This window comes from Erythrobacter sp. HI0063 (genome assembly GCF_001635685.1).
Taxonomy (GTDB): domain Bacteria; phylum Pseudomonadota; class Alphaproteobacteria; order Sphingomonadales; family Sphingomonadaceae; genus Qipengyuania.
In genome coordinates this window covers 84,641-95,917 of the sequence record NZ_LWFF01000002.1, presented here as the reverse complement: position 1 = coordinate 95,917, position 11,277 = coordinate 84,641, and the positions used below count along the sequence as shown (strand labels likewise).

Sequence of the window (11,277 nt, the reverse complement as noted above, 5' to 3'; positions counted from 1 at the left end):
TCCCCTTTTTATGCCGACGGCACAATGATGTGCCCGGACCACGGTGCTATCGATCATGTCGGCGGCTGTGTCGCGCCCCGCCAGTTCCGCCAGCGTCTCCAGCATGGCANCGAACACGCCGGTCGTAACCCATCGTCGATAGCGCCGGAAAACGCTGTTCCACTTGCCATACTCATCCGGCAGGTGACGCCACTGCGCTCCGGTCCGCGCGATCCACATCATGCCTTCGAAATAGGGGCGGTTGTCCTGCGCCGGACGGCAGCCACGACCCCGCTCAGGTGGCAGCAGCGGCCCGATCACTTCCCACTCTTCGTCCGTAACGCCAATCCGCTCGCCCAAGGCTGCCTCCAAAAGCCAGCCTTGAATCAAGGTCCGAGTCCACAGTCAAGCTTTGTCCACGAAACCTAGCATGGCCATCTCTATCAATCCGATCAACGATTGCCGCGGGGAGGTTCTTAGGCAGAGCCTTTCCTCGGCCAGCGGAGTAACCGGATGAGAACGCATCAAGTGCAAAATTTCGGTCGAAAACGAGTTGGGCTGCTGCGAAGTCTACAGCCTTTTTTCGCATCTCATACGCGTTAGGCCGGTCGGGTGTATTCGTTGGGTCCGTAGGTGCCATCGAATTATCTAGCACCGAATAGCCCCTAGTTTTCTAGATAATTTTTGCTTTCGAGATCTGTTGCCGTTCGAATTATGCGGGTGCCAGCATCCCGTCTGACTTGCTTGCGCGCCGCGGTTTAGAGCATCGCAATGCCATCGAACGCGTCCCGTCAGGCTTCCTCATGGGATTGTTGGGTTCGGCATCGAATGCGCTTTCGCTTAAGCGACGAGAGAAAGGTTTCTCCTATCGCGTTGCCGTGGCAGATGCCGCGCCGGCTCATCGAAGCTCAAGGAGGACCTGTCAGTCAGCCCCCCCTCCAAAGGACCCATCTGGGCCGCTGATGTCATAGAGGCTCGGAAGTTTCGGGATGGACGGACCCCGCGAATAGATTGGCGAGGCATCTACCCCGCGTTGTCAAGTTTTCTGGGCAGCTCGACTAACGCTCTGACCGGAGAACGCGCGTGTCGGCTACGGCGCACCACAGACCGTCTTGAAGTAGGCTGCAAGCGCACTGTCTTCTTTCGGAGCACAGAGGCACGTAGCTGTCGGTCCGCTATGAACGGGGTTCAGCGCGCCGAATTTCGATGCTTGGCGGGCAGGAAGCGACTAATTCATCGTAGTCTGCTGGATGGTTGCCGGGGAAAGACGGCCCGAGTGTCAAAGAGCGAATACCCTTTCGATCGCCTCGCGACAGCGGTAGCGCCACGTAGGGCGTCGGGCCGCGGAGGCCTTCCCTGACGCCCACTGGTAGGGCATCTACGTGCCCTTCAGGACAGTTGCCGCCGTGATCACTAAGTCCGCTCGCCACGCCCGCATTCCGGATAAGGAGCCGGGAGATCCTGACCTCCCGTTCGAACCGATGCTGAGGTCGTTTAAACGCAAAAAGGTCGCTGACGAAGAATTGCGCCAGCTCGAGAAGCGCTTCCCGATCGTCGGGCTCCAGTTCATGCTTCTCTTGAAGCATGAACAGTCCCGCTCCGACGAAGCGGTCCAGTTCGGCACGATCATAGACGACGCGTCGGACGTTCACCCCCGCCCAATCCACGAGGAAGCGGGCGTCGATTCCAATAGCGCAGCCAGTTCCGCCGTCCCCGTAGCGCTCCCATTGGCCGGGGTCGTCATCAGTCGGGGATAGGCAGCCGATAAACATCTTGGTGTTGTTCTCAAGCCCAAGCAGCGCGGACGTGGCCAAAAGTCGTGGCACCATATCGACGAAGACCGGACGGTCCCAGTAGACTTCGAGAAAGCAATCCCGGGCGTAGGTATATTCGTCCGGATCGTTCATGCAGGCAAAGTCCGACAACCAGAGGGCGTTACCAGAGAGGATACCGCGCGCACCCGCAATGTTCGTGTAGTGGTAGAGCAACTCGCCTTCCCGCGGCTCATAGAAGTGGGGGGGGGAGCCCCGCGACCTCCTCCTCCACATAGTCCCCTTCGCTATCAGCCATTCGTCCGGATCCTTCGTCTAAGCCCTCGGTGTAGGACGTCGCGCTGCCTCGCAGTAAGCGGCGCAAATGAGGCAAGTCCAGGTTGTTATCTAATCGGCACCGAGAGAGGTGAAGGAGATCGACGATTACGCCGTTCACGAAGCGGATCAATGCTGAAAATTAGCCGAGGCGGTTGGCGTCGGGGATTACTCGAACTGGGCCGCATGCGGACAGTCCCCATTAGGACGGCGAACTCGGCTGTTCCGCCGCTCATACGGGATGGCGCAGGGAACATCTCGCGCACAGCAGTGCTTCCCCAGAGCCCACCTCTAATGTAAGCAAGCATTTGCGGGACCTAGCATCCTCCCGCTTAGACCCTGCCGGTCCAAGTGTTGCCTCATGGCTCCGCACCTGATGCGGACCAACAGTTGTGAGGTAAGCATGTCTCGACCGTCCGTAGTGCCAACTTTTTCGCAGCTGCTTTCCACCTTCTGGCGTATCGGATTGCTCAGCTTCGGCGGGCCAGCGGGGCAGATCGCTCTGATGCACCGCGAACTCGTTGAAGAACGTGGGTGGGTGAGTGAAGACGATTACCTGCATGCGCTCAATTTCTGCCACCTCCTGCCGGGGCCGGAGGCGCAGCAACTCGCAACCTGGGTCGGCTGGCGCCTACAAGGTTGGCGGGGCGGGCTGGCGGCGGGGCTGCTGTTTGTCATACCCGGTGCCGTCATCATACTTGCCCTCAGCATGCTTTATGCGGTCGCTGCCAACCTCGACTGGTTCGAGGCGCTCTTTCTTGGGGTTAAGGCGGCGGTTCTGGCAATTGTGCTGCAAGCCCTGATCCGGATTGCTGGGCGCGCTCTCAACACACGGTTCAAGCAGTCGCTCGCAATAGCGGCCTTTGCTGCGCTATTCCTGTTCGACCTGCCTTTTCCCTTGGTCATCCTCGGCGCTGGCATCCTCGGCCTGGCAATCGCCCGCATCAGTCCGCAATGGCTAGGCGTTTCGGCCCCACCTTCCACAATCGCTCTGGGACCGCGACCGTGGCGGGCATCGGTGCAATCTATCTCCATCTGGGCGCTTATCTGGGCAGCGCCGATGGTTTTCGTCTTGGCCACGCTGGGGCCGGACCACGTCCTGTGGGACATCGGGACGTTCTTCTCACAGCTGGCCGTAGTCACCTTCGGCGGTGCCTATGCGGTCCTAGCCTATATGGCGCAGGAGGCTGTGCAGGGATTCGGCTGGTTGCAGCCCGGCGAGATGGCAGATGGGCTAGGCCTTGCCGAGACGACGCCGGGGCCGCTGATCATGGTGACGCAGTTCGTTGGGTATCTCGCCGCCTATCGCGCGCCGGAGCCTTTCACGCCGTTTGTCGCAGGACTGTTGGGAGCCGGGCTGACGACCTGGGTGACCTTTGCGCCTTGCTTCTTGTGGATATTCGCCTTCGCCCCGTGGATCGACCGATTGGGCAATGCCGTGCGCATCAAGGGCGGGTTGGCGGCTATAACCGCGGCGGTCGTGGGCGTTATCGCGAACCTTGCCGCATGGTTCGCCTTACACGTGATTTTCTCCGCAGTAGGAGAAGCGCGGCTTGGGCCCGTGCGGCTCTACGTGCCGGATTGGGCAACGCTCGACTGGCGGGCAGCGCTGCTGACAGTGCTTGCCTGCGCTCTGGTCTTTCTCGCAAAGTGGTCGGTCGTGCGGGTGCTGGTCATCAGCGCCGTCGGCGGGCTGATCCTTTCGGCCCTGTGATCGGATATCAGAGTCGCACACCAAATTGCCCCAGCGCCCAGACCATTGCGAGGTAGAGCAGCACCGTCATCGCGCAACCGATCGCGAGTGCTGGCCAGAACGTCACGCCGCGGCCCAGCATCACCGGGATCGCGAGGAACATCGGCAGGCTCGGTAGGACGAACCAGAAGGTAGCGAAGGCGTGCTCGGCCATGCGCGCGGTATCTTCAGTATCGCGCCACAACCAGATCATCCCCAAGACCGAGATGAGCGGCAGCGAAGCGATCAGGGCGCCCAAGCCCGGAGCGCGCCGGGCGACCTCGCTGACGATGGCGATGATGATGCCGGACAATGCCGCCTTGAGCAGGAAATATCCCATCGCGCTTTCTCCTATCACCTTGCCGGTTCTGGCTCGGCAGCCGTGCTGTCATCCATACGCCGCATACGGTCGCGCAATTGGCCAACGCCCCAGCCATCCCGCGTCACCTTGAGGTAGATGGCGGGCAGCACGAGCATGTTGAGCACCGTCGAACTGGTCAGCCCGCACAGGATCACGATAGCCATGGGCGCCTGTATCTCGCTGCCCGGCTCGCCCATCGCGATGGCGAGCGGGACGAGCGCCAGCCCGGCGGAGATGGCGGTCATCAGGATCGGCACGAGCCGTTCCTCCGCCCCGCGCCGCACGGCCTCTGCCAGATCGCTGACCCCCTCGACTGCCTGAAGGTGCTTGATATGCGTCACCATCATCACCCCGTTGCGCGTGGCGATGCCGAACAGCGTGATGAAGCCGACGATCGTCGCCACCGACAGGACGCCGCCGGTCAGCCAGAGGCCAACCACGCCGCCAACCAGCGCGAGGGGCAGGTTGATCATCACCAGCGCCGCATCGTTGGATGAGCGGAACGCCTGGCGCAGCAGCAGGAACATACCCACCAGCACGATCAGGCCCAGCGCCAAGAGGGTGCGCGTTGCGCTGGCCGCGCTTTCGAACTGCCCGCCAAGCTCGATGTGCGATCCTTGCGGAAGGTCGATGCCTTCGAGCGCGGTTTCGACATCGGCGACGACGGCCCCCAGGTCGCGGCCGGAGACGTTCGCCATCACCAGCTGCATTCGCTCGACGCTTTCGCGCGTGATAGCGTTCGGCCCCTGGTCGCGCACCACGTCCGCGACGGCGGCAAGCGGCAGCAATTGGCCGTCGGGAGCGGCAAGGAGCATGTTCTCCATCTGCCCGGCATCGTTGTATTGCGCTGGGTCGTAGCGCACCACGACATCGGTGATGACGGGCCGCTCGACCAGCTGGCCCACTTCGGCCCCGGCGATTGCGGCCTGGATCGCGCCTGTCACATCCTCCACCGCGAGGCCGTAATTGGCGAGATCCGCACGGCGCAGGCGCACGCGGAGGTAGGGCACGCGGCTCTGCGTGTCCTTCTGCACATCGACCGCGCCGGGAATGGTCGAGACGGCGCTTTCTACCTGCGTCGTGATGGTCTGCAACGTGTCGCTATCGGGTGCGAAGACCTTGATCGCGATATTGGCGCGCGCGCCTGACAGGATGTGGTCGATCCGATGTCCGATAGGCTGACCGAAGATCGCTTGAACGCCGGGCACGGCACCTACGGCGCCACGAAGGGCAGAGACAAGCTCTTCCCGGTCTCGACCGTCCTCGGCCAAGGTCGCCTCGATTTCGGAAGCGAAAACTTCCTGCGCGTGCGGATCACCCGGAGCGCGGCCAGTGCGACGCGCTGTGGTCAGCACTTCAGGCTGCGAAAGCAGCGCGGCCTCGACCTCGCTCGCCGCGCGGTCGCTATCCTCCAGGCTGGTGCCGGGAAGCGTGGTCACGTTGACCGTCAGCGAGCCTTCGTTGAATTCGGGCAGGAAGGACCTGCCCGCCAGCGCAATGCCGATGCCGGCCGCAACGACCAACACCAGCGAGGCGAGGGCGAGCACTTTCCAGCGGTCCAGCCAGCGCGACAGGACGCCGTCATACCATGCCTTCATGCGGATGACCCATTTCGGTTCGTTGCCGACGTCCTCGGGCTTCCGGCTGAGCAGATCGTAGCTGAGCGCCGGGGTCAACGTGAGCGCCACGGCGAGGCTGGCCAGCAGCGATACGCCATAGGCCAGCGCGAGCGGCTGCAGCAGGCGCCCCTCAATGCCCGTCAGACCGAAGATCGGCAGGAAGACGAGCAGGATGATCAGCGTCGCAAAGATGATCGCACCCTGCACCTCGCTGGTGGCAGCGGCGACGACCTTGATGTCACTCTCCCGTTCTCCCTCAGGCTTCTCGCGCTCCAGTCGCAATCTCCGGACGACGTTCTCGACCACGATGATCGCATCATCGACCAGCATGCCAAGCGCGATGGCGAGCCCGCCCAGCGTCATCGTGTTGATCGTGCCGCCACCTGAATTGATGACGATAATCGCGCTCACCACCGAAACGGGGATCGCCGCCAGCGCCACGGCAGTTGCGCGCCAACTGACGAGGAAGATGAAGACAATGATCGCGACGAGGACCAGTCCCTCGATCAGCGCGGTGGTGACGTTGTCGACCGAGCGCTGGATGAAATCGGCCTGGCGGAATACCTGCGTCTCCAGCACCATGCCTTCAGGAAGGGTGCGCTGGATCTCGGCGAATACGGTGTCGAGCCGGTCGGTGAGTTCAAGCGTGTTGGCGCCGGGTTGCTTCTGGATCGCGAGGATCACGGCAGGTTCGCCATTAAATGCCCCGGTGCCGCGTTTCAGACCTTCGCCGATGCGGATCTCACCCACTTCGCGTGCGAGCACCGGCAGACCGCCCGCTTCGCCGACCACGACGTTGCCAAACTCTTCCGCACTGGCGGCACGACCCACGCCCTCGATCAGCAGTTCCTGGCCGTTCTCGACGACGACGCCCGCGCTCTGGTTGGCGCTGGCGCTGCTCATCGCCTCGACCACCTGATTGAGGCCAATGCCGCGCGCCGACAGCCGTGCCGGATCGACCAGCAGCTGCACCTGCCGCTCGTCCCCGCCGATAGTCATCACCTCGGCAATGCCGGGCACCGACATCACGCGCCGTCGCACGATCCAGTCGGCGGTGGATTTCAGCTCCATCGGGCTCGCCGTGTCGGACCGCATGGCGACGAACATGATCTCGCCCATTACCGAGCTGGCGGGCGTCATGTGCGGCGGCGGCACATCATCGGGGAGTTCGTCGGTGGCGGTCTGGAGCCGTTCTGCCGTCACGCGGCGCGCCTGCTCGGGCTCGGTCGACCAGTCGTATTCCATCGTCACGACCGCAAGACCGGTCGCGCTGTTCGAGCGGATACGTCGCAAGCCCGGCGCGCCGTTCAAGGCGGTTTCCAGCGGGATGGTGATGCGCTGCTCGACCTCGGTCGGCGTATATCCGCCAGCATCGACCACTACGGTGACAGTCGGCGCGGTAAGGTCGGGCAGCACGTCTACCGGCGTGCGCATGGCGGTCCATCCCCCGAACGCCGTCAATAGCAGCGCGATGGCATAGACCGCGATGCGGTTTTCGAGGCTCCAGCGGACCAGAGTTTCAAGCATTCCGGGGCGTTCAAGCATTGTCCGGCCCCTCAGTGCGCATGGCCGTGGCCGAACGCGCCGGGCGTTGCCGCCGCTGCACGCACAGCCGAGGCACCCTGCGATACCACGCGTTCGCCGGCCTCGATCTGGCCCTCCACCGCCACGCGATCACCGCTGCGGGACAGCACTGTCACCGCGCGGCGCTGGAATGTCTCACCGCCCAGCATCACGTAGACGACGTCCTGCCCGCCTTCGTTCAGGATTGCGCCTGCCGGAATTGTCAGCCGCTCGGTCGCGGTTCCGGTGCGCAAGCTACCCTGCAACCGCTGGCCGGGGCGAACCGCGCGGCTGTTCCAGGCGAAGATGACTGGCAGGGTGCGGGTGGCGGGATCGATAGCCGCACCACGTTGCACCAGCGAGACGTCGCCGCGGCCTAGGGAAATGGTTTCGCCCGCCAGGTTCAGGTCGATGCCCTGCGGACTGCCAACCTGCGCGGCGAGGCTCTCGGGAACGCGAGCGACCAGCCACAGCGCAGCGGGATTGCCGATACGCATGAGCTGTTCGCCGCCTTGCACACCCTTGCCCTGCACCAGCGAGCTTTCGAGGATCTCGCCGGAAATCGGCGCGACGACGGGCACACCGGCTCCGCCACCGGCCACGGCATTGCGCCGTTGCCGCGCCGAACGCAGCTGCGCTTCGGCAAGCCGCAGGTCGGTCCGTGCCTCGTCCAGACGCCGTGCCGGAACCGCTTCGGCTTCGACCAGGCTGTTCATCCGTTCAACTTCGCGTGCCGCTGCGTCGCGGGCGATGGACGCCTCGTTGATTGCCAGCTCGAGCGTGGCGACATCCTCGCCGCCGCCGAGCGTCGAGGAAATGCTCGCCAGCGTCTGCCCTCGGCGAACATTGCTGCCCGAGGAATAGACCCGCGGCGCGCGCACGATGCCGTCGACCGGCGCCGAAACGATGGCCTCGGCCTGCGGCTGCATCTGAACGTCGACCGTTACCGGCACGGTTTCGGCAAGCTCTTCCATCGTGGCGGGCGCGGTCATGAAGGGAATGCGCCACTGCACTTCCTTGGTGAAGGCGATCGCACCTTCGATCTCGGTTTCGGGTGGGGCCGCTTCTGCCCCTTCTTCGCTGATGGCGTAGATAGTCACTTCGCCAAGATCGTGCGAGGACACACCGCGCGGGTTGTCGAGCACAAGTCGCAGCCGTGCCGTGCCGCTCTTGGAAGCGGTCAGCAGCGGGCGGAATATCCCTTCGACATCGCTCGGCCCGGCTTCCGCCGTGTCGGTCGAACCATCGGGCCAGGTCAGTTCGGCGGTCAGGGTGCCGTCTGTGACCGGGTCATAGCTGTCGAGCCAGGTCAGGTGCGCGTCGAACCGGCGGTTCTTGCCCATGACCAGCGGCCTGTATTCGACGAACAGCTCGGTCGTCTCTGTGAAATCGGTGACCACGATCCCGCCGCCTCCGTGCCCATGCGCCTCTTCGGCGGGCGCGTCGGCACCGCTGCCGCAAGCGGCCAGCGACAGGGGCAGGAGGGCAGCAAGGCAAGCTGCGAGCAGGCGGGATCGGGTCATTGTCAGGATACTCGAAAGGTCAGATTATCAATGGTCGTGCGGCACGGATTCGTCGTGCGGCTCTTCCTCGGCGACGGGTTCGGCCACCGGTTCCGGCGCATCGTTGTCGTCATCGATCACCGCCGTTTCGGTTTCGGCGGTGTCCTCGTTCGCTGTCTCGCCGCACGCGGCCAGGGCAAACATCGCCGGAATGGCGGCAAGCATCATCGTTTTCTTCATCAGTAAGTCCTTCCAATGGCTAGGTCGTATTCGACGGCCGCGAGGGCCGCATCGGTTGCGAGCGCGATTACCGAGAGGTCGGCCTCGCGCGCGGCTTCATAGGCGTCGAGGAGTTCCACGACGCCGATCTCTCCCGCCTGGTAGGCGGTTTCGGCAATGGTTCCGAGGCGTCCGGCATCCTCGCGCGCGCCAGCGGCGGTGACGGCTGCTTCGCGGGCGGCAGAGAGCCGTGCGGCAGCGGCATTCTGCTCTGCCTCGACCCGGCGGCGGGCGATGAGAAGCTCGGATTCCAGCGCGGCGGCACGGGCCTCTTCACGCCGCACGGCAGCGGAGCCCGAGTTCCACAAGGGGACGGTGACACCGGCCGAAACGACGGGGCCGTAGGCGGTGTCGATCCCATCGTCCCGGCGCAGCACGCCAACGCCGACGGCAAGCTGTGGCAGTCGTGCCTGGTTGGCAGCGCGAACACGGTATTGCGCCGCCTCGATCCGGCGCTCGTCAGCAAGAAGGTCGGCGCGCTCACCCGGCTGCGCAGCGCTTGTAAGGCGCGTTATGGCCTCGAGTTCGACCTGTGGATCGGCAATTCCAGTGAGCGATGCCAGCGCAGCGCAATCGGCGGCAATATCGCCCCGTGCCCGCGCAAGCTGCGCCTCGGCAGCCCGCCGTTCGACCCGCACCCGGCGCACATCGTAGACGGCGGTATCGCCTGCCTCGGCGCGCGCGGTCGAGACCCGTTCTGCCTCGGCCAGTTCATCGCTGTAGCGCTGCCAGACGTCGAACTGCGCGCTCGCGGCGGCGCATTGCACATAGGCTTGGCGCACTTCGGCCACGAGCACCTGACGACGTCGTGCAATCTCGGCTTCCGTCGCGAGACCATCAGCGCGTGCAGCGTCCCGGAGCGATCCGCGGCGCCCGTTCAGATCGATGGGCTGGACGATCCCGAGCTGGTATTCGCTCTCGCCGCCAGCGCCCTCGCGCGACAGCTCGACACTCGGATTGTCGCGCGGGCCGATAACGTCAATCTCAGCCGCAGAAGCCGCCCGCGCCGCATCATCGCGAGCGGAAATTCCTTCGCGAGCGAGCGCACGCTTGATCGCCGCATCTTCGTCGACAACGTCCTGCGCACGCGCCGCAACGGGCATGGCGCACAACGCGATTGCAATGGAAATGGATGCATCGCGCATCCGCATTTTGGGCATGGATTCCTCCGCGTGAACTGACAGCCGGGCAGCCGCCCGGCAGGAACGTCAGATCGCGCGGGGTGGTCGCAATAGGGAATCCGGGCGTGAAAGCACCCTGAGATGAAGTTGCGTCAGGCCTTTTGCGGAAGCTGCACCAATCACGGCGTCGACCGCAGACATCTCCGGCAGCGGTATGTCTCCGCCGACGGCAAAAGCTGGCTTGTGATCGTGCGTCAGATCACCCGGCGCATCATCCTGCTCCACCGCACCTTCGCCGCTCGCCGATTGTTCGTGAGCGTGATCGTGGTGGTGTGAATGCACTGCGCCGATCGAACTAAGATCCTCATGCCCGCTCAAATGGGCACCCCACGCAGCACGCGGCACGATAAGCGCGCTTACGAGTAGGACGAGGGTGAGAATCCGAAACACGATGCCGCGATAACCGGCAGGAGCGCGTAACGCAATGTCGATGATTTCCCTCGGTGCGCGGGTCGTCCGCTTTTGACGTCTCAACTGCAATCCGGGATTGACCGCAATGGGGCGCAAAGCGGACACATGAAGCACAGCCGAGAACGCTTGCATCGAGGGGATGCTCAATGAATTCTCCTCGGCGCCGAATGTCTGAACAAGCCGAGAAGACCGGCAAGATGGAAGGCATGACGCGGCCTCCATTGTGGTCAGCTCCATTGAATTATACATCGGGAGGAAGCATCGCGACGCAGCGCGAAAATGGCGAATAGGCACGCGAGCGAAAGCCAAGTATCCGGTCCGCTTATCTGCGCGTTGAGGACCTTCAAAGGCTTGCACTTTAAATGCCTTCGACCATCGCAAACACGTATGGTTCGATAGTCCAAATCGCCCCGAAACGGTGTGGACGAAGCCCAGACAGACGGGGCTTTGCTCAAAGCCCCCTTCGAACATTCTGGCCCTGTCTTCGCCAGACAAGTTGTTCGACAAATGTCCACATGATCATGTCGCGTGGCGTGACCGCGACCTTGTGGACAAAATTCTTG

9 protein-coding genes are annotated in these 11,277 nt (G+C 63.6%); 1 reads left to right on the top strand and 8 read right to left on the bottom strand.

The annotated features are described in order from the left end of the window. Together A3736_RS00615 and A3736_RS00610 are read right to left on the bottom strand one after the other, a co-directional pair. A partial coding sequence (locus A3736_RS00615) for a transposase (protein WP_369815398.1) occupies positions 1-300 on the bottom strand: 300 nt, incomplete at its 3' end. 854 nt (positions 301-1,154) lie between these two features. After that, positions 1,155-1,967 (bottom strand): DUF2971 domain-containing protein, encoded by an 813-nt coding sequence (locus A3736_RS00610; protein ID WP_197465420.1) that lies wholly within the window; start codon positions 1,965-1,967, stop codon positions 1,155-1,157. Positions 1,968-2,469: 502 nt separating this feature from the next. On the opposite strand from A3736_RS00610, the gene chrA reads away from it, so the two are divergent. Further along, the gene (chrA, locus tag A3736_RS00605) at positions 2,470-3,780 is read left to right on the top strand and encodes a chromate efflux transporter (RefSeq protein WP_067677902.1); all 1,311 of its coding nucleotides are present in this window, start codon (positions 2,470-2,472) and stop codon (positions 3,778-3,780) included. 7 nt (positions 3,781-3,787) lie between these two features. Here chrA and A3736_RS00600 read toward each other — a convergent pair whose 3' ends face one another. The 6 genes from A3736_RS00600 to A3736_RS16855 are packed head-to-tail and all read right to left on the bottom strand — an operon-like array spanning position 3,788 to position 10,861. Continuing rightward, positions 3,788-4,138: a DUF3147 family protein gene (locus A3736_RS00600; RefSeq protein ID WP_067677867.1), complete on the bottom strand. Its 351-nt coding sequence runs from the start codon at positions 4,136-4,138 to the stop codon at positions 3,788-3,790. A 14-nt stretch (positions 4,139-4,152) separates the two neighbouring features. Continuing rightward, positions 4,153-7,323, bottom strand: coding sequence for an efflux RND transporter permease subunit (locus A3736_RS00595; RefSeq protein ID WP_233999128.1), 3,171 nt, complete (start codon positions 7,321-7,323; stop codon positions 4,153-4,155). An 11-nt stretch (positions 7,324-7,334) separates the two neighbouring features. Then, on the bottom strand, positions 7,335-8,864 hold the full coding sequence (locus tag A3736_RS00590; RefSeq protein ID WP_067677861.1) for an efflux RND transporter periplasmic adaptor subunit: 1,530 nt from the start codon (positions 8,862-8,864) through the stop codon (positions 7,335-7,337). A 27-nt stretch (positions 8,865-8,891) separates the two neighbouring features. Continuing rightward, the gene (locus tag A3736_RS00585; protein ID WP_067677858.1) at positions 8,892-9,083 is read right to left on the bottom strand and encodes a hypothetical protein; all 192 of its coding nucleotides are present in this window, start codon (positions 9,081-9,083) and stop codon (positions 8,892-8,894) included. Then, on the bottom strand, positions 9,083-10,282 hold the full coding sequence (locus A3736_RS00580) for a TolC family protein (protein WP_067677855.1): 1,200 nt from the start codon (positions 10,280-10,282) through the stop codon (positions 9,083-9,085). The genes A3736_RS00585 and A3736_RS00580 overlap by 1 nt, the downstream gene beginning before the upstream one ends. Positions 10,283-10,330: 48 nt before the next feature. Further along, complete coding sequence (locus tag A3736_RS16855) at positions 10,331-10,861, bottom strand: hypothetical protein (RefSeq protein WP_156501890.1); 531 nt, start codon at positions 10,859-10,861, stop codon at positions 10,331-10,333. Positions 10,862-11,277 lie beyond the last annotated feature (416 nt).

Excerpts from the sequence above, each read along its gene's own strand:
- A3736_RS00600 (WP_067677867.1), bottom strand. The coding sequence starts at position 4,138 with ATGGGATATTTCCTGCTCAAGGCGGCATTGTCCGGCATCATCATCGCC.
- A3736_RS00585 (WP_067677858.1), bottom strand. The coding sequence starts at position 9,083 with ATGAAGAAAACGATGATGCTTGCCGCCATTCCGGCGATGTTTGCCCTG.
- A3736_RS00590 (WP_067677861.1), bottom strand. The coding sequence starts at position 8,864 with ATGACCCGATCCCGCCTGCTCGCAGCTTGCCTTGCTGCCCTCCTGCCC.
- A3736_RS00595 (WP_233999128.1), bottom strand. The coding sequence starts at position 7,323 with ATGCTTGAACGCCCCGGAATGCTTGAAACTCTGGTCCGCTGGAGCCTC.
- chrA (WP_067677902.1), top strand. The coding sequence starts at position 2,470 with ATGTCTCGACCGTCCGTAGTGCCAACTTTTTCGCAGCTGCTTTCCACC.
- A3736_RS00580 (WP_067677855.1), bottom strand. The coding sequence starts at position 10,282 with ATGCCCAAAATGCGGATGCGCGATGCATCCATTTCCATTGCAATCGCG.